At 35.1% G+C, this 18,826-nt stretch carries 16 protein-coding genes; 2 read left to right on the forward strand and 14 right to left on the reverse strand.

The window, feature by feature from the left end:
* Nucleotides 1-58: 58 nt before the first annotated feature.
* The 8 genes from dapF to H3U97_RS06245 form a co-directional block, all read right to left on the reverse strand.
* Complete coding sequence (dapF, locus tag H3U97_RS06210) at nt 59-883, reverse strand: diaminopimelate epimerase (protein ID WP_065650897.1); 825 nt, start codon at nt 881-883, stop codon at nt 59-61.
* A 117-nt stretch (nt 884-1,000) separates the two neighbouring features.
* A complete protein-coding gene (gene lysA, locus H3U97_RS06215) occupies nt 1,001-2,254 on the reverse strand; it encodes a diaminopimelate decarboxylase (RefSeq protein WP_034901421.1) in 1,254 nt (417 codons plus the stop codon).
* A gap of 12 nt (nt 2,255-2,266) precedes the next feature.
* A complete protein-coding gene (locus H3U97_RS06220) occupies nt 2,267-2,407 on the reverse strand; it encodes a lipoprotein (RefSeq protein WP_108720888.1) in 141 nt (46 codons plus the stop codon).
* A 390-nt stretch (nt 2,408-2,797) separates the two neighbouring features.
* On the reverse strand, nt 2,798-3,688 hold the full coding sequence (locus H3U97_RS06225; protein WP_086362161.1) for an L-ribulose-5-phosphate 3-epimerase: 891 nt from the start codon (nt 3,686-3,688) through the stop codon (nt 2,798-2,800).
* A 67-nt stretch (nt 3,689-3,755) separates the two neighbouring features.
* A complete protein-coding gene (locus H3U97_RS06230) occupies nt 3,756-4,400 on the reverse strand; it encodes a 3-keto-L-gulonate-6-phosphate decarboxylase UlaD (RefSeq protein ID WP_034901424.1) in 645 nt (214 codons plus the stop codon).
* Nucleotides 4,401-4,414: 14 nt separating this feature from the next.
* Nucleotides 4,415-5,113: an L-ribulose-5-phosphate 4-epimerase gene (locus H3U97_RS06235; protein ID WP_198198595.1), complete on the reverse strand. Its 699-nt coding sequence runs from the start codon at nt 5,111-5,113 to the stop codon at nt 4,415-4,417.
* A gap of 3 nt (nt 5,114-5,116) precedes the next feature.
* Nucleotides 5,117-5,590: a PTS sugar transporter subunit IIA gene (locus tag H3U97_RS06240; RefSeq protein ID WP_198198527.1), complete on the reverse strand. Its 474-nt coding sequence runs from the start codon at nt 5,588-5,590 to the stop codon at nt 5,117-5,119.
* Between the two features lie 25 nt (nt 5,591-5,615).
* Nucleotides 5,616-7,379 carry a PTS ascorbate-specific subunit IIBC gene (locus tag H3U97_RS06245; protein ID WP_034901427.1) on the reverse strand — a complete coding sequence of 588 codons (1,764 nt, stop codon included), beginning with the start codon at nt 7,377-7,379 and terminating at the stop codon, nt 5,616-5,618.
* Between the two features lie 424 nt (nt 7,380-7,803).
* Between H3U97_RS06245 and ulaR the strand changes: the two genes are divergently transcribed.
* Together ulaR and ulaG are read left to right on the forward strand one after the other, a co-directional pair.
* Nucleotides 7,804-8,565, forward strand: a complete 762-nt coding sequence (ulaR, locus tag H3U97_RS06250) for an HTH-type transcriptional regulator UlaR (protein WP_034901429.1) — start codon at nt 7,804-7,806, stop codon at nt 8,563-8,565.
* A 26-nt stretch (nt 8,566-8,591) separates the two neighbouring features.
* On the forward strand, nt 8,592-9,659 hold the full coding sequence (gene ulaG, locus H3U97_RS06255) for an L-ascorbate 6-phosphate lactonase (protein ID WP_198198528.1): 1,068 nt from the start codon (nt 8,592-8,594) through the stop codon (nt 9,657-9,659).
* 154 nt (nt 9,660-9,813) lie between these two features.
* Here the strand turns inward: ulaG and recG are convergent, their stop codons facing one another.
* The 6 genes from recG to pmbA form a co-directional block, all read right to left on the reverse strand.
* Entirely contained in the window at nt 9,814-11,907 is a 2,094-nt protein-coding gene (gene recG / locus H3U97_RS06260) for an ATP-dependent DNA helicase RecG (RefSeq protein ID WP_198198529.1), read from the reverse strand.
* Nucleotides 11,908-11,912: 5 nt separating this feature from the next.
* Nucleotides 11,913-14,021, reverse strand: coding sequence for a bifunctional GTP diphosphokinase/guanosine-3',5'-bis pyrophosphate 3'-pyrophosphohydrolase (gene spoT / locus H3U97_RS06265; RefSeq protein WP_065614313.1), 2,109 nt, complete (start codon nt 14,019-14,021; stop codon nt 11,913-11,915).
* A 19-nt stretch (nt 14,022-14,040) separates the two neighbouring features.
* Nucleotides 14,041-14,331 carry a DNA-directed RNA polymerase subunit omega gene (gene rpoZ, locus H3U97_RS06270; RefSeq protein WP_034903119.1) on the reverse strand — a complete coding sequence of 97 codons (291 nt, stop codon included), beginning with the start codon at nt 14,329-14,331 and terminating at the stop codon, nt 14,041-14,043.
* Nucleotides 14,332-14,470: 139 nt separating this feature from the next.
* Nucleotides 14,471-15,691 carry a CinA family nicotinamide mononucleotide deamidase-related protein gene (locus tag H3U97_RS06275; RefSeq protein ID WP_198198530.1) on the reverse strand — a complete coding sequence of 407 codons (1,221 nt, stop codon included), beginning with the start codon at nt 15,689-15,691 and terminating at the stop codon, nt 14,471-14,473.
* Between the two features lie 37 nt (nt 15,692-15,728).
* Entirely contained in the window at nt 15,729-17,465 is a 1,737-nt protein-coding gene (locus H3U97_RS06280) for a SulP family inorganic anion transporter (protein WP_198198531.1), read from the reverse strand.
* Nucleotides 17,466-17,471: 6 nt separating this feature from the next.
* Nucleotides 17,472-18,824: a metalloprotease PmbA gene (pmbA, locus tag H3U97_RS06285; RefSeq protein WP_198198532.1), complete on the reverse strand. Its 1,353-nt coding sequence runs from the start codon at nt 18,822-18,824 to the stop codon at nt 17,472-17,474.
* Between the last annotated feature and the right edge of the window lie 2 nt (nt 18,825-18,826).

The raw sequence follows: 18,826 nt of genomic DNA on the forward strand, positions 1-18,826 counted from the left end.
AATTTATTTCATTGTCTTTATGTAATCAGGTTAATAAAATTCATAAAGTTTAGCGCAATTAAATAGCAATATAACCATCATATACATGTGTAGCTGGTCCAGTCATATAAAGCGGCGACTGATTACCTTTCCAATCTATTATTAATTTTCCTCCGGGTAGATTAACATTCACCCGCTGGTTTAATAATCCTTGATTAATGCCAACAGCAACAGCGGCGCAAGCTCCTGTTCCACAAGCTTGAGTTTCACCCACGCCTCTTTCATAAACACGCAAATTAATATTATCTCGATCAATAATATGCATAAAACCAATATTCGCTTTTTCAGGAAAGCGTTCATGTTGCTCTAATAGCGGACCTAAAGTTAATACTTGAGCAGTTAGCACATCTTCAACTTGAATTACACAATGCGGGTTCCCCATAGAGGCGACACCACATAAAACTGTTTGTTCTTGTGCTCGAATAATATAAGTTTTTTCTTCTTTAATGGCTTTGAAAGGAATTTTATTAGGCTCAAAAATTGGTGTTCCCATATTAACCCGAACGGTTTCATCATCATTCACCGTCAAAACAATATTACCTTTCATAGTGCTGACTTTTAACACTCTTTTTTTAGTCAATCCTTTTAATCGCACAAAGCGAGCAAAGCAACGAGCGCCATTACCACATTGCTCAACCTCAGAACCATCAGCATTAAATATACGGTAATGAAAATCACTTTCAGGAGAATAAGGTGGCTCAACAATAAGTAGCTGATCAAACCCAATCCCTGTATATCGGTCTGACATACGTTTGATCATTTCACTTGAAAGATGAACATTTTGCGTTACTGCATCAATAACCATAAAATCATTACCCAGTCCATGCATTTTTGAAAAGTTCATCTCTAGTTACCTTTTATTGTAAATCATCAGTATTTTTTACTTTTTCATCATATTTGTTTGATTAAATGGAGTCATCAAGCAAAATTTAGAAAACATATTTATCAGCTTTATAATGAATTATAATACTAATTCACCGCGCCATAAATCATCAAAAGTTTCACGCTCTCGAATCAATTTATGCTGATTACCATTTTCAAGCATGACTTCTGCCGGTCGAGGATGACTATTATAATTAGACGCCATACTAAAGCCATAAGCACCTGCACTACAAATAACTAACAGATCATCTTGTTCAACTGAAAGTTCACGTTGATAAGCTAATACATCACTAGATTCGCAAATTGGCCCAACAATATTATAAATCTTTTGGATATTCGAATCTGTTGATTCTTTAACAGGTAGGACTTGCATCCACGCTTGATAAAGAGCTGGTCGTATTAAATCATTCATCCCGGCATCAACAATCGCAAAGTGATTACCATCTTGATGCTTAGTATATTCAACTTTAGTAATTAATAATCCAGCATTGGCAACGATTGATCTACCTGGTTCGAAAACAATTTCAAGTTCAGGATAATTTTTTAACTTTTCAATTAGTTTTGATACCAGTAATGTCGCTGATGGTGGCTGTTCATCATGATAACAAATACCTAACCCTCCACCTAAATCAATATGCTCAAGATGAATATTTTCTGCTGCTAGTTGGTCAACTAATGCCAATATACGATCAGCCGCGTCAAGAAAAGGCGATAACTCGGTTAATTGAGAGCCAATATGACAATCAATACCAATTATTTTAATATTTTTTAATGATGCTGCTTTACGATAAGTATCTAAAGCTAATTGATAACTTATACCAAATTTGTTTTCACGCAATCCTGTTGAAATATACGGATGTGTTTTTGCATCTACATCAGGATTAATCCGTAAAGAAATACTAGCTATTTTCCCTAATTGATGAGCAATATCATTGATACGATATAATTCAGGTTCTGATTCAACATTAAAACATTTAATTCCTACTTCAAGCGCACGTCTAATTTCAACAACAGATTTTGCTACCCCTGAAAATACAATTTTTTTAGGGTCGGCGCCAGCTTTTAAAGCTCTTTCTAATTCACCTTGTGAAACAATATCAAAACCTGCACCAAGTTTAGCTAATAAGTTTAAAACAGATAAATTGCTATTCGCTTTTGCTGCATAACAAATCAAATGCTTCTTATTTTTTAAAGAATCTTGATAAGAAAGAAATTGCTTAGTTATATGATCAGCAGAATAAACATATAAAGGGGTACCATATTGATTAGCTAAATCACAAATAGCAACGTTATCCGCCAATAAATGGCCATTTTGATAATGTAAAAAGTCCATTATATTATTCCTTTAAGCCAATTTATTTGTATCATTAGATTCAATAATTGCATTTGACTGATCTGCAGGATAATAAAGTGGACCTTTTAAACCACAGCCTAATAATGTGAAAATAACTAAAAAAAGAGAAAAGAGTTTTAGAGCGGATTTCATAAAATATTCGCAATTTAATCAGATTTATAATGAAGACTATATTACACGATAGCCATATTCGTGCAAAGAACAAATCATTAAGTTTTCTAAGCAAGATACAAAAAAATTTGAATAATTTTATGCTATTGATAATAAAAAGTTATATAAAAATTGAATATAAATTACAACGCTTACATCATAGTATTGCTGAAATTTAGTTCAATTAATCATAATTATTTTATTATTGATAATCAGAGACTCTAAAAATAAAATTATAATAGCAACTAATAAATCTAAAGTTACCATAATTGGATTAACTATATATCTTCAAATGATTTATAAAGTATATCAATGCTCCATTTTTAGAATTCATGAAACATGGAACATTGATAATTCATGATTAGATAGAAATCAATTAAACAGAACAAATTCGGCATTCTCGGCTATGGTTTTGAGTCGTTTTTGAGCTGTTATAATGTTTTCTCTCCATTTATGATCTTTTGCCCACATTTCAATAACAAGCGGAGCAGTATAATTTATCTGTTTTAGTATTTTAAATATAGCAAGAAAATCAACCTCCCCTTCGCCAATAGTTAAATCTCTAAACTGACCAGAATAATTAGCTTTAACCTTATAAGTATCTTTTAGATGTATTTGAACAATGTGCTCTCGACTTAACATAAGCTCTGTACAGACATCATAATTCCAACCAGAAATATTCCCTACATCTGGATAAGCCATAAAATAAGGAGAATTGACCTCTTTTTTTAGAATTTCAAACTTACTGAGTGAATTGAGATAACTAGTATCCATGATTTCAACGGCAAGCATTATCCCCATTTTTTCAGCTTGTTTCGCTGACCACTGCATTCCCGCAATAAATCGCTGGTGAGTCTGTAAATTGGCTGGTTCATAATAAACATCATATCCAGCTAATTGAATTACCCTTATTCCTAGTTTATAGGCGAGCATCAGTGCTTTATTCATAATAACTTTGGCTTGCTGACGTATACTTTTATCGGCAGATCCAAATGGAAATTTACGATGAGCACTTAAACACATAGAATGCAATGGTAGTCCATATTGTTCACATAATCGCTTTAATCGATAAATCTCATCATCTGACCAATCAAGTCTTGCTCTTCGCTGTTCTGATTCATCAATTGATATCTCGATAAAATTAAATCCTAATGTTTTCGCCTCGTGCAGTTTTTCTTGCCAAGTAAGTTCATTAGGTAATGCCTTTTCATAAATACCAATATAATTAGATTGATTGGTCGGATTAATTGCAAATTTTGCCATAATAAAACCTAATAATATTTATTTGAACATCAAATATGCAGTCATTTTACTGACTGCATCGCATCTATTACCAATATTTAGCAATTTGCTCTCTTAAAGCTTGAGCAGTTTGTTTACCATTTTCACTAGCAAGAGCTCGACCAGCAATAAAGGCTTTGGTTTTAATTCCTGCAAATAGGTGAATATCCTCAGGAATAATTCCGCCCGTTATGGAAAGTTCAAGACCTAAATCTGACAATTGTCGCATTCTAACCAAATCATCCTCTCCCCAACCAATACCAGCTAATTCAGCATCACGAGAACGATGATAAATAGCCTGTTTAATCCCCAATTTTCGCCATGCTTTGGCATCTTCTAGTGTCCAATGACCATATAATTCGATCTGAATTTCGCCATTAAATTCGTCAGCCACTTTTTTACATGCTTCAATGGTAGCGATATGCGCTGCAGCCGAAACCGTTAACCAGTTAGCCCCAGCTGAGAAAGCCATTTTAGCTAATATCGCTCCACCATCAGTCGTTTTTAAATCACAGACTAATATATGATTAGGATATAATTTTCTTAGATTTTTAACGCTTTCTATTCCTGCACCAAAGGCGAGAATAGTGCCAACTTCGATAATATCAACAAATCCTGAAACATTTTTTGCCACCTCCAATGCTGAGGTTAGTTCTGTTTGATCTAAAGCAATTTGTAATTTTGGTGTTGTCATGTCGGTTTCCTTATCTAATTTGATTTTTGACCATAATAAGCATTAGCACCATGTTTGCGAAAATAGTGCTTATCGGATAATGTTTGTTGAATTTTGATGGTTTGATTGAGTTGCCGAGTTGAAATTGCCATCATTGCGACTTCTTCAAGTACCACAGCATTGTGTACCGCATTTAAGGCATTTTTACCCCAACAAAATGGCGCATGACCAGAGACAATAACGCCAGGCATCGCCATAGGATCAATACCGCGATGTTTAAATTCCTCGATAATAACGAGTCCGGTATTTTTTTCGTAATCTGTGGCGATTTCACTATCAGTTAGTCTGCGACTACAAGGTACATCACCATAAAAATAGTCAGCATGAGTGGTACCTAATGCAGGAATATCCAATTCTGCCTGTGCCCAAACGGTTGCATAACGAGAATGGGTATGCACAATTCCGCCAATATTTGCAAAGGCCTTATAGAGTTCGAGATGAGTTGCGGTATCACTAGAAGGATTTAGTTTGCCTTCGACAATTTCGCCGGTTAATGAAACCACAACAATATCATCTATGGTCATATCACAGTACTCAACCCCTGATGGTTTGATGGCCATGACTCCCTTTGCACGATCCACTTCTGATACATTTCCCCATGTAAAGGTGACTAAATTATATTGTGGTAGCAATAAATTAGCCTGTAGTACGCGTTCTTTTAATGCTTGAAACATCATTTAGCCTCCATTTAGCGCGCGATCGATAACCGCATAAACATCTTCTTTGCTGTTACAACGTCTTAATTTATCCAGATCAACACCTGTCTCACTATTTTCATCATCTAAAATTTGAGTCACTTCCATTAATCCTTCCATATGCTGATCAGAAGTACTGCCGGCGAGGGTAACTAGTACATCAACAGGATCGATCTCTCCCTCAAAATAAACAGGTTTTTTCAAAGTTACTAATGCAAAAGCCGTACGGTTTACGCCATCTTCTGGTCTCGCATGTGGCATGGCCAAATTAGGGGCAATAATGATATAAGGCCCCATGGTTTTAACGCATTGAATGATGGCATCATAATAACGAGGCTCAATCGCTTTAGACGCAACCAGCATATCTGTTCCTAACTTAACAGCTTCTTGCCAACTTGTAGCTTCTGCTTTGAGTAAAATAGAGTTATTTTCAATTAATGATTCTTTGAAAGCCATTGTTGAACTCCTTTAAATATTCTGCCTATTTACCATTCACTTTATTGATAAGCTCAATAAGTTCATCGCCGAAAGTTTGAGGATTTAACATGTTTTGGACACCTAATGCATGTTGTCCTTCATTAACCTCGATTTCATGAATCAAATGTTTAGAAGCAACGATAATGTCGACATTAGGTAGTTTTGATTTGTAATCCGTGACTGCGCATGAATCCATGACATTTGCGATACCTTTTTTATCTAAATAATTGGCAATTTTCATCTTCATCATCATTGATGATCCCTGACCACTACCACAAACAGCAAGAATACGAATCGGTTGACCTTCACTAATTGCCACTTCGTCCATTTTTTCAACTACTGCTTCATTAACATCATCATGAATATCATTGGTTGGTTGTTGTTTTTGTAGGGCTTCTTCAGCTCGTAGTGATTTAGCCGCAAAGAACATATAGACCAGAGATAACGCAATCAAGACATAGATAAATAGATGAGAGAAAGATAAACCTTGTAAAATCGGTGGGAATAAAATTGCCCAATCAGCCATTCCCATCCAAGAATCAATTGGCGTACCATTTTGGGCGAAAATATTAATTACCCAAGCAGAGCCTAGAACCTCAACCATTCCCATAACAAAACAGAGTTTCATTACCGCTTTCCATCCACCATAATGATTGGCAAATACGCCAATGGTGGCATTAGAGAAAAACATAGGAATAAAACCAGGAATAATCATGATTGGCGATTTAAATACCAGTAAAAGCGCTATTGCTAAAAATTGACCTAATGCCCCCCAAATAAAACCAAATACCATGGCGTTAGGTGAAAAAGCATAGATAGCCGCACAATCGATAGCCAACACTGCATTTGGTATTAATTTTTCAGAAATGCCCTTAAATGCTTCAGATAACTCAGCTACAAACATTCTTACACCACCAACAATAACTTGGATGGCTACGGCAAATTTAAGTCCGGTTTCGAAAATGTAGATAGTCCAATGAGTTGACCCTGCCATTGTTTGTAAATTATCCAAACCAAATGAAAGAAGGATAATGCCGAAGAAGATTGTCATCACTATCGTTGTGGCAGCAATACTATCGTGGAAAATATGTAACCATTTTGGTAATTTTAAATTATCTACTGAATCATCTTTATCGCCCAATTTTGGCGCTAATTTCACCGCAATCCATGAACCTAGCTGTTGTTGATGACCAATAGAAAAACCTGCGCCGCCAGTTACCGCTTCAGTCGGTTTAAACATCATATTTGAAAAAATTCCCCAATATAATGCCGTAATTATTGCTGAGTAGATGATGGTTTCCCACATACCATAACCGAATAGGAAGTAGAAAAGTGTAATTAAACCAACTTGTTGAAACATGATATGACCGGTCAACATGATGGTTCTAATTCCGGTGAAACGTCTAAAGATGACCAGTAAAATATTAATCGCTAATGCAAGCAATACTGCATAACCAACCCATGAATATTGTTCACCCATCCCCTTTTCGACAGCCACCATTGAGGCATAAGTATCGATAATCGATCCGGTTATACCATGATATTCGGAAAGTTTAGCAATAACGGGTTTAAATGTTGAAACTAAAACACCTGAACCAACTTGTAACAGCATAAAACCAACAATGGTTTTAATCGTGCCTTTTAAAATTGTGGTGATATCTTTTTTTAAAAGACAATAACCTAGCAAGGTAACTAGGCCCAGTAATAATGGTGCCTTCGTCATAACTTGACTATAAAAGATATAAAAAATGTTATAAATTACTTCCATATGTCCCTCTCATTGGTTATCGACATTTCTAACGTTAACGTTATTGTTTAGGTATCTATAACCTTCAAATGTCTTTTTTATAATTACCTATCGCAAAACTCATAGATGGAACTTCAACCTATTTAATATTATTCAGTTCGCTGAATAACATTTGTTATATTCTACAATCACAAACAATCATTCAATGATTGTTTGTGATTATTTTGATGTTGATCACTTTTCTAAATTTATTGACTTAGCAATTGTGACATCCATCACATTATCTTTAAAAAACAGAAGCAAAAATTAAAAATATAACTATTATTATCAATAAATTGAACTTATGATTATTGATATTAATATTTAAATAATTGACAAAATACAAAATGATAACTAACATCATTTTTAATCAAATTTAATCATATTAAATTAATAAGAGGGTACAATGAACGAAATATCACGCCACACCCAAATAGTGGCAATGGTTAATGAAAAAGGGATGGTAAGAGTTACTGAATTGGTTTCTTATTTTGCAATATCACCAGCGACAGCCCGTCGGGATATTACAAAACTAGATCAGGACGGAAAAGTAAAAAAAGTTCGTAATGGCATTATGCGAATAGAAGTACAAAAACCAATTTGGGCACCGATAGGAAATAATAATACCGATCATTATCATGAAAAAGCACGTATTGCCATAAGAGCGGCGAAGTTGTGTGGAAGTGATGAAAATATAGTTATTAACTGTGGCTCAACGGCATTTTTATTAGGTCGTGAATTATGTGGTAAAAATGTTTCGATCATTACCAACTATTTTCCTTTAGCTTGTTACTTGATTGAACATGATCACGAAAACGTCATCATTATGGGAGGATTATATAACAAAACACAAAACATTATTCTAAATCCTATAGCAAATATAACTGATTCTTATGCAGGAAAATGGATGTTTACAAGTGGTAAAACATTAACACCAAATGGGCTGTATAAGAATGAAATACTGGGAGCGGTAGCTGAACAACAAATACTTGAAAAAATTGAAAAATTAGTAGTCGTTGTTGATAGTTCTAAAATAAATACCAAAGCAAATTCTGGCATGCTTTTTTGCCCGGTTACTAAAATTGATATTTTAATAACTGGCAAACAAGCAAATAAGGAAGTAATTGAAAGCATAAAGGAACAGGGCACAGAAGTGATTTTAGTTTAATAATTAAATTGTAAAAGGAACAAAGTATGAGTAAAGTAAACGAAATTACCAGAGAATCTTGGATATTAAACACCTTTCCTGAATGGGGAACTTGGCTTAATGAAGAAATAGAAACAACAGAAGTTAAACCTAATACGTTTACGATGTGGTGGCTTGCTTGTACAGGGATTTGGTTGAAATCAGCAGGTAATACTAATATCTCTGTCGATTTTTGGTGTGGTACAGGTAAAAAAACTCACGCAAATCCATTAATGAACAAACAACATCAAATGATGCGAATGGGTGGAGTACGTGAATTACAACCAAATCTTAGAACTAGCCCATTTGTTCTTGATCCTTTTGCAATCAAAGAGATTGATGCGGTAATGGCAACCCATGACCATGCTGATCATATTGATGTCAATGTTGCAGCAGCAGTCATGCAAAACTGCTCACCAAAAGTCAAATTTATTGGTCCTAAAGCATGTGTTGAATTATGGAAAAGTTGGGGGGTTCCTGAAGATCGCTGTATCGTTGCCAAAGTAGGTGAAACTATCCAAGTTGGTGATATTACTATTCGCGTTTTAGACTCTTTTGATAGAACTTCATTAGTCACTCTACCGAAAGGTGTTTCATCCACCGATAAATCCATATTAGATGGTATGGATGATCGTGCCGTTAACTATTTATTCGAAACCTCAGGCGGATCACTTTATCATTCTGGCGATTCTCACTACTCTAATTATTATGCCAAACATGGTAATGATCATAAAATTGATGTTGCTTTGTTATCTTATGGAGAGAACCCGCGCGGCGTAACCGATAAAATGACCTCATCAGACATTTTACGGGCGGCGGAATCATTAAATACTAAAGTAGTGATTCCATTTCACCACGATATATGGGCGAATTTCCAAAGTGACCCGCGTGAAATTGAAGTACTTTGGCAAATGAAAAAGGATCGTCTGGAGTATCAATTTACGCCTTTCTTCTGGCAAGTTGGTGGTAAATATACTTATCCAACCGATAAAAACAAAATGCACTATCAACACTATCGTGGATTTAGAGATATCTTTACCGATGAACCTGAACTGCCATACCGTTCATTTTTATAATTAAAAAGCTAACTAATGTGGACTAGAACAACTTTCTAAGTCCACTTTTTTATTGTTTTTTCTATTTTGTTATATTCTAGTGAGAAAAGAGATTTCAACAAAACAATAATCACTAATATTCAAAACTAAAAGCAATTTATCAATAAGAACAAGATTAAGCATTGATATATTTTTGCCGTTCCGGAAGCCAACAATCAACAAGTTGTTTAGCACACTCCGGAGACTCGCTTAAGATAAGATATGATGCTTTTTGCACCTCGCTAATTAAATGCTGATCACGGATTAAATCAACAATTTTAAAATTTGCTTCCCCCATTTGCCTAGTTCCTAAAATTTCACCACTACCTCTAATTTCAAGATCTTTTTGGGCAATAACAAAACCATCATTGCTATCACGCATTACTTTCATCCGAGCCTGAGCAATTTTACTTAATGGAGCTTGATACATTAACACACAATGTGAAATTGCACTGCCTCGTCCTACCCTACCACGTAATTGATGTAGCTGAGCAAGTCCTAAACGTTCAGCATTTTCAATGATCATTAAGCTTGCATTGGGCACATCGACCCCAACTTCAATAACCGTTGTCGCAACTAAAAGTTGAACCTCTCCCGCTTTGAAAGCCTGCATAACAGATTGCTTTTCATCAGATTTCATTTTGCCATGGACAAGTGCTATATTTAAGTGTGGTAACCTTTCTTTCAATTCCTCAACTAACATTTCAGCGGCTTGAGCATCTAGAGTTTCTGATTCTTCCACTAAAGTACAAACCCAATAAACCTGACGATGACTTAAACAAGCTTGATTAACCTTGTCGATAATTTCTTCTCGACGGGAATTAGGAATAACAATAGTGGTTACTGGGGTTCGTCCTGGAGGTAATTCATCAATTATTGAGACATCCAAATCTGCATAAACTGTCATTGCCAACGTTCTTGGTATTGGTGTTGCTGTCATGATTAATTGATGTGGGTGTATGGCATTTTTAATACCCTTTTCCCACAAACTTAACCGTTGATTCACACCAAATCGATGTTGTTCGTCAATAATAACTAGCCCCAAATTGGAAAATTCAACTTTATCAACAAACACCGCATGGGTACCAACTAACATCGTGATTTCACCTTGCTTTAAAGCTTCATATCGCTGCTGCTTATTTTTAGCTGTTAATCGACCAGATAACCAATCTACAGTAATGCCTAATGGTTCAAACCATTGTTTAAAATTATTAAAATGTTGCTCTGCCAATATTTCGGTTGGCGCCATTAAAACAACTTGATGACCATTCTCTATCGCATTTAAGGCGGCCATAGCTGCAACTAAAGTTTTACCTGAGCCTACATCACCTTGTACTAGTCGCATCATTGGAATATGCTTTGTCATATCTTGATAGATATCTTGTACAACTCTTTGTTGAGCGTGAGTTGGATTAAATGGTAATGAACCTAGAAAAGGTAGAGTCAATCGCTGATTACTGTGCATTGAATAAGCATGTTGCTTTTGATTATCTCTTTTAATCATTAACATGCTTAAATGATAGGCAAGTAACTCTTCAAATACAAAACGTTTTATAGCTGGGTGTTCACCAACTAATAACTGATCAATATCAGTCGTAATAGAAGGATTATGAATGATGTTCAATGCATCTAAAATAGGTAAATAATTTTGACTTAATGAATCAGGTAATATTTCATTTGGTAAATTGTTTTTTAGTAAAATTAATGCCGATTTTATCATTTTACGGATTACATTTTGTGTCAATCCATATGTAGAAGGATAAATAGGTGTAAATCGCTCTTCATTTAAATCGCTTAGCGATGCTCGTTCATCTTTATTCGCTTTGATGTTAAATTGCGGATGAATAATTTCTAAATTAGTTTTACCGCTTTTTATTTCACCATATGCACTTATCCATTTTCCTACTATCATCGACGCTTTCATACCTGCATTAAAATGCATAAAACGTAAAATAGCGATTCCAGAATCATCTTGAATATAACATAACAGCATTTGGCGACGCTTAAAAATAATCTCTGTTTTAATTATGCGCCCTTCAATAGTGGTATATTCGCCAATTGTAGCATCACCTATAGCGCAAGAAGAACTTCGGTCTTCATAACGTAGAGGAAAATGTAATAATAAATCTTGAATGGTTTTAATGCCTAGTGCATGGAATTTACTTTCTAAACTAGCACCAATACCAGCTAATTTGATTAGTGGTATATGGTTTAGTAAACGATCAGACATGATAATTAATTAATATTACGTATCACACTCACTACATCTTGTTGTAGTGATAATTTTCTAATTAAATCATTTAATTGTTGTGAGTTTTTAACTTCAAGCTGCAAAATAATTGTATAAATTTGCCTATCTTTTTCTTCGGTATTTAGCCATTGAATATGAGCTTTTTCGTCATTAATAATCGAAAGAATATGACCTAAAGTGCCTTGACTATTAAGAATATCTACCCAAATCTCTGCAACAAATAGTTGATCGATATTTGGTGCCCACTTAAGTGCAATATATTTTTCTGGGTTATTCTGATAACCACTAATATTGCGACACGATTCATGATGAACGGTTAAACCTTTTTCAGGGCTAACATGGCCAACAATCGGATCATTAGGAATAGGATGACAACATTTCGAAAAGGTCACTAAAACCCCTTCACTACCGGTAATAACTAAAGTTTTATTGGTATCAGATTGATTAGATAAAAGCGCTTTATGTTCTAAACCTTTAACAATAAAATGGCTCATGATGTTACCAAGACCAATTTCGGCTAATACATCATCGAAGCATGTTAACTTGGTTAACCCAACAATACGATCTTTCTGTTTCAGTGTTAATGACTCAATACCGCCTGATTTAATTAACGCTAAATTGAGTAGACGACGCCCTAACTCAATTGCATCTTCTCTTTTTAACGTTTTTAATGCTTGGCGAATACGAGAGCGTGCTTTAGCACTAACAACAAAATTTAGCCAGCTTGCATTAGGACGACTTTCTGGCGAAGTTATTATTTCGACAGTTTGGCCATTACTTAAAGGTTGAGAAAGCGGATAAGGTTTACGATCTACTAACGCACCAATACATTGGAAACCAATATCAGAATGCACTGCATAAGCTAAATCAACTGCTGTTGAGCCTTCAGGTAATTGGACGATACGACCTTTTGGAGTAAAAACATAAATCTCTTTTGGAAAAAGGTCTGATTTAACATTTTCAATAAATTCAAATGAATTACCAACACTTTGCTGAAGTTCTAGCAAACTTTGCATCCAACGTTGGGCTTTAATCTGAGTGGTGGTATTGTTTAACTCATCATTTTCATTATAAATCCAATGCGCAGCAACGCCCATTTCCGCCATTTGTTCCATATCTTCAGTTCGTATTTGAACCTCTACCGGGGTACCATGCGGACCAATTAATGATGAATGCAACGATTGGTAACCATTAGCTTTAGGAATAGCAATATAATCTTTAAAACGATTAAGACGCGGTTTATATAAATTATGCACTAAACCAAGCGCACGATAGCAAGCGTCAACATCTTCCACTACAATTCGGAAAATATAAATATCCATAATTGAATGAAAATGTTGCTCACGCAGTTGCATCTTCTGATAAATCGCATAGATATTCTTTTCAAGCGCTTCTACTTGAGCATCAATACCTGCATCTGCTAGACGACCTCTTATTTCAGAAAGAATTTGCTGGATTAGTTCTTTTCTGGTCCCTCGAGCAATTTTAACCACTTTTTTAAGAACCTTAGCTCGATTAGGATGCATAGCTGTAAAACCAAGTATTTCAAGTTCGGTTTTAATATGATGAATGCCTAAACGATGAGCCAATGGCGCATAAATCTCTAAAGTTTCTTTAGCAATACGGCGACGTTTATCTGGCCTTAAAGCACCAAGAGTACGCATGTTATGCGTTCTATCAGCTAATTTAATTAAAATTACTCGCACATCTTCGGTCATGGCTAAAACCATTTTCCGAAAATTTTCAGCTTGAGCTTCTTGGCGATTTCTAAATTTTAACTTATCAAGTTTTGAAACCCCTTCCACTAAAACTGCAACATGCTTACCAAATTTTTGCGTAATGTCTTGGAAGGTGACCGGGGTATCTTCGATAGTATCATGCAAAAGTGCAGCGATGATGGTTTCATAATCTAGCCGCATATCGGCTAAAATGGTTGCAACAGCAACCGGATGGGTTACATATGGTTCACCACTACATCGGAATTGCCCTTCATGTGCTTGCTTAGCAAAGAGATATGCAGCTTGGATCAATTCAACTTGCTTGACAGGAAGATAAGATGCAACTACCTCTTTTAAGCTCTCAAAATATTGCATGGGCAATTCTCAGCAATGTTTATTCGTATGAAGGAGTATTTTCTAAAAGTACCGTTTCATGAAGAGCTGTACGCACTTCTGATTCTTCATCTTGACGAGCTTGGAATTCAGCAGTATCAAGAATTTGTTTATTGACAAGCCCATCTTCAATTTCGCGTAAAGCAACCACAGTTTCTTTATCGTTTTCTTCTGGAATTAGTGGCGATTTATTTTCGACTTGTAATTGACGAGCACGTCTTGCTGCAACTAAAACGAGATCAAAGCGATTACCAATTTTTTCTACTGCATCTTGGACAGTTACACGAGCCATTTTTACCTCTAATATTTTAACTTATATGCTTCAATTGAAAGATCCGCTATTCTACTTAATTTTGTAGCGAATTGTCCATAACTAATATTACTATGTTATGTAAAATCCATTATTTTAGATGAATTGAAATAATAAATATCTATTCCATTACCTCTAACCAAATATTAGCACCTATTATAGGCATATTTAAAAGGTAACGTCGTAAGCCATCCAATGCAATTGCTGCTAAGACTTGTTGCTGTGTTCTTTTACTTTGACTTCGTCCGGTATACTTTAAATTAAAGTGTAATACTTGTTTTAATGTTGCAATAATTAAAGTAAATTGGCTATTCTTTTCTTGAAAATTAATAATACCGATCGCTATATTAGCACCTTGTGCTTTTAATAATTCTGTGAAATAACTGCTCGGTTCATCCAATAATAAAGGTACAATCTCTGATTTGACGACAGGAGCATCAGCTTCGAACAATTGATAACTAATCATCCCCGCTGATTGTTGTTCAATAATAACAATAGATTGATTAGTATCGTGTAATAATTTTGATACTATATGAGCTAATCCTGTCTCACCTGATTCACTTAATACACCTTCATAAAGCAAATTAGCATTAACAACCGATTTAATTTGTTGCCACAACTTATCCATTTCACTTTTTTGGTTTTCTGGACCCGTTAATTTTAATTCAATAATAGGCATTGCGGCACGATAACCAATCGTGATATTTTCCGGTATATCCAATGTGGAGTCAATTTCTTGTGCTAAATCGCTTTCAGTTCGGCCCATTGTTGTTAATCGATAACAAAGTTTGCTCTCTGCCAGTGGATAATTCAACTTGATCTCAGGAATAATCTCATTTTTAATCATTTGTTTAAATTCAGAAGGCACACCGGGAGTAAAGAATAATAGACAATTATTCAGCTTGATTTTAAAACCGCATGCGGTACCAATAGGATTATCAATTAACGTCGCACTTTGAGGTAGCATGGCTTGTTTAATATTACTTGCAGGCATCGTTCTACCACGATTAAGAAAATAACGCTCAAGTGACTTGAGCCATTCTTCGTGTAAAACTAGCGATTCATTATTGGCCAGTGCAGCTGCTTGGGCACTAAGATCATCACTAGTCGGCCCTAATCCACCATTGACAATTAAAATATCATTTTGCAAACTACGCTCTTTTAAAGTTTCAATCAGCGTTGATAAATTATCTCCTATCGTATGACGAGAGGTAATAGTAATACCCTCTTGAAACAGAAAATCAGATAACCATGCAGCATTAGTATCAATAATTTGACCATATAAAACTTCATCACCGGTACTAATCATTTCAATTTTAATACGATCTTTGATGTTACTCATAATTACCCTTAGTTAATTAAAAATGATTATTCAACATTTAGTTAATAACTTCTTCATCCATTTTATTGTCCATATGCTCCTTACTTTGCACTAATCGCACAGCAAAATAGAGGTCATAAGCAAATTCAATATAATCACTATCTAATTTAAGATTCATCTGTTTAAACCAATTTTTTAGTGTTTTGCGTCGACCAGCCAAAATTAGCACGACATTTCTAACTTTTAATGAATTCACCAATTCATCAATACCCGTCAACACACTAACATCTTTATAAGTAAAACAAGGTATCGCATCAACAATAACATAATTGATTTGTTCGGCAGAATCATCAATATAATTGATAATTCTACGTTTAAAATAGGCAATGTTAAAATAGGTAAGTGGTGAATTAAATCTATAAATCATAGTATTACTCAATGGTTTGACGTCAGAACCAATTGAATGAATTCGACCACTATCATCAACACCTAATAACTGATCATTCGGTCTAAAAACACGACGCAAAAATAAAAATAATCCCAATAAAACTGCTAGCGCCATCCCCGGAATAATACCAATAACTAAAACCGAAATGAGTGTAGTTAAACTTAAATAGAATGCATCGCGATCAAATTTAAAAAACCGAATAATAGTTTGAAAATTAATCAGTGATAACGAAGAATAAATTAGAATCACGCCTAATACACAAGTAGGAATGTATTGTAATGGAGATAAAAAGAACAACACCACAAAGCCAATTAAAACAGCTGCTATGATTGACACTAACTGGGTTTTACCGCCATTAGCATCATTAACAGCTGTTCGAGATGAGGTACCACTAACAACAAATCCTTGAGATAACCCGGCAACTATGTTGGCCATACCCAATGCTTTAAATTCTATATCGGCATTGGTTTCATAATTATTTTTAGAAGCAAAACTACGTACCGTTATCATCATACTAACAAAACAGATAACGGCAATATTAAGAGAAGGAACGACTAAATTTCGCATTAAGCCTTTATCAAAATCTAACCATGACTCTGCTGGGATGAAATCACTGGTCACACTACCAATAATCCGTACGTTATATTGTTCAAAATTAAACAGCCATGAAAAAAAAGTCATAATTATGACGGCGAACAGCGGTGCCGGATAACGAGGTTTGAATTTTTTTAAAGCCACCAATATCACTAAAGTAAAAAATGATACTAACGCAGTTAATACATGAATCTGCGATATCTTTAAAGGAAAATAAACAATGCGCTCAATCAAATAAGAGTAGTCATACTTAAATCCCAATGTTTTGGCTAGCTGATCAACCATAATCGTAATTGAAATACCATTTAAAAGACCAATTAGAATCGGTTGGCTTAATAAATCAGCTAAAGCCCCTAGGTGAAGTTTACCGGCAATTAGACACCAAATACCAATCATAATGGTTAATAATACAACTAATTGCCAACGTAAAACGGGATCATTAGCCGCTAAAGGGAAAACTACAGCGGCTACAACTGCGCAAGTTGCTGTATCTGGCCCAACGATTAATTGCTTAGAAGAACCAAATAGTGCATACACAATCAGTGGCAAGATTGTCGAATATAAACCAGCAATTGCTCCTACGCCGGTGAGTTCAGCATATGCTATTGAAACAGGTAACGATACAGCTGCTACTGACAATCCAGCTTTAATATCAAAACCAAGATACTCTCGCTTATAATGCAATAAACTCGTCAGCCCTGGCATCCAAAAAATGATTTTTTGGAATAATGCACTATTGGTAAACTTTCCCATGTATAATTACTTTCCTGCTATACTCATTTTCTCAATCAATATTGAACCACATTGAATATTACTTCTTGTTTCAATATCATTACCTATTGCTACAATATTTTGATACATATCTTTAAGATTACCAGCTACTGTAATTTCATTAATAGGATATTGGATTTTACCATTTTCAACCCAAAAACCCGTAGCTCCACGCGAATAATCACCGGTTACATTGTTAACACCTTGTCCCATTAATGACGTTATAACCACACCTTTATCTAGTTTTCTTAACATTGCAGTGAAATCAGCATCAGTTTGGCTTGGTGAGACTAACCAATTATATATACCACCTGCATGTCCGGTAGATTTCAAACCTAATTTTTTGGCTGAATAATTACTTAATAAATAAGTTTGCAAAATACCTTGTTCAATAATATTACGCTTAACAGTTCTCGTCCCTTCACTGTCAAATGGTGAAGAACCTACTCCTTTTAAAATGTATGGATCTTCCAAAATTGTCAGCCAAGCAGGGAAAACTGCTTTTCCTACACTATCCAACAAAAAAGAAGACTTTCGGTAAATCGAACCACCACTAATTGCAGAAACTAAATGCCTTATTAAACCGACAGCAACTTCCGAACAAAAAAGGACAGGTACTTGCATGGTTGGAATTTGTTTAGCACCTAAATGAGCAACAGCTTTCTCAGCAGCTTGTTTTCCGACCCAAACTGGTGATTGCAGTTCATTAATATCCCGAGAAGAAGTATAGGCGTAATTTCGCTCCATTTGTCCATTTTGCTCAGCAATCACCGAGCAAGAAAGTGAATGTGAACTGGCACAGTAGCCTTGTAACATTCCTAAACTATTACCATAAACATAAACACCATAACGGCTATTAAAGTAACCACCATCACAACTTATTAATGAAGATTCAGCAAGCGCTGTTAGTTCCGCCTGTTTTGCTTGTTCTATTGCATTATCAACATTTAAATCACTTGGATGAAAAAGATCTAAATCGGCATTATCAAATGCCATTAACTCACGATCGCCTAAACCTGAACATGAATCAGGCGAAGTATATTGCATAATATTAATTGCCATATCCACAGTTTGGCTGATCGCCTGTGGAGATAAGTCACTGGTAGATGCGCTACCTTTACGTTGATTTTGATAAACGGTTATACCTAATGCTCCATCACTATTAAATTCAACATTTTCAGTATCACCTTCTCTTGTACTGACACTAATACCAGTAGATTGATTAATCGACACCTCTACTGAATCGACCCGAGCTTGTGCTTGTTTAATAGCATCGGCAACAATAGCGGATAGATGTTGTTGTTGGCTTATCGCATCTTTTTTAATTTGTTCAATACTCATTT

This window comes from Gilliamella sp. W8128 (assembly GCF_016100545.1).
GTDB lineage: Bacteria > Pseudomonadota > Gammaproteobacteria > Enterobacterales > Orbaceae > Gilliamella > Gilliamella apis.

Bases quoted from the DNA above. Each gene is read 5' to 3' on its own strand.
- dapF (WP_065650897.1), bottom strand. From the start codon at position 883: ATGAACTTTTCAAAAATGCATGGACTGGGTAATGATTTTATGGTTATT.
- lysA (WP_034901421.1), bottom strand. From the start codon at position 2,254: ATGGACTTTTTACATTATCAAAATGGCCATTTATTGGCGGATAACGTT.
- H3U97_RS06220 (WP_108720888.1), bottom strand. From the start codon at position 2,407: ATGAAATCCGCTCTAAAACTCTTTTCTCTTTTTTTAGTTATTTTCACA.
- H3U97_RS06225 (WP_086362161.1), bottom strand. From the start codon at position 3,688: ATGGCAAAATTTGCAATTAATCCGACCAATCAATCTAATTATATTGGT.
- H3U97_RS06230 (WP_034901424.1), bottom strand. From the start codon at position 4,400: ATGACAACACCAAAATTACAAATTGCTTTAGATCAAACAGAACTAACC.
- H3U97_RS06235 (WP_198198595.1), bottom strand. From the start codon at position 5,113: ATGTTTCAAGCATTAAAAGAACGCGTACTACAGGCTAATTTATTGCTA.
- H3U97_RS06240 (WP_198198527.1), bottom strand. From the start codon at position 5,590: ATGGCTTTCAAAGAATCATTAATTGAAAATAACTCTATTTTACTCAAA.
- H3U97_RS06245 (WP_034901427.1), bottom strand. From the start codon at position 7,379: ATGGAAGTAATTTATAACATTTTTTATATCTTTTATAGTCAAGTTATG.
- ulaR (WP_034901429.1), top strand. From the start codon at position 7,804: ATGAACGAAATATCACGCCACACCCAAATAGTGGCAATGGTTAATGAA.
- ulaG (WP_198198528.1), top strand. From the start codon at position 8,592: ATGAGTAAAGTAAACGAAATTACCAGAGAATCTTGGATATTAAACACC.
- recG (WP_198198529.1), bottom strand. From the start codon at position 11,907: ATGTCTGATCGTTTACTAAACCATATACCACTAATCAAATTAGCTGGT.
- spoT (WP_065614313.1), bottom strand. From the start codon at position 14,021: ATGCAATATTTTGAGAGCTTAAAAGAGGTAGTTGCATCTTATCTTCCT.
- rpoZ (WP_034903119.1), bottom strand. From the start codon at position 14,331: ATGGCTCGTGTAACTGTCCAAGATGCAGTAGAAAAAATTGGTAATCGC.
- H3U97_RS06275 (WP_198198530.1), bottom strand. From the start codon at position 15,691: ATGAGTAACATCAAAGATCGTATTAAAATTGAAATGATTAGTACCGGT.
- H3U97_RS06280 (WP_198198531.1), bottom strand. From the start codon at position 17,465: ATGGGAAAGTTTACCAATAGTGCATTATTCCAAAAAATCATTTTTTGG.
- pmbA (WP_198198532.1), bottom strand. From the start codon at position 18,824: ATGAGTATTGAACAAATTAAAAAAGATGCGATAAGCCAACAACAACAT.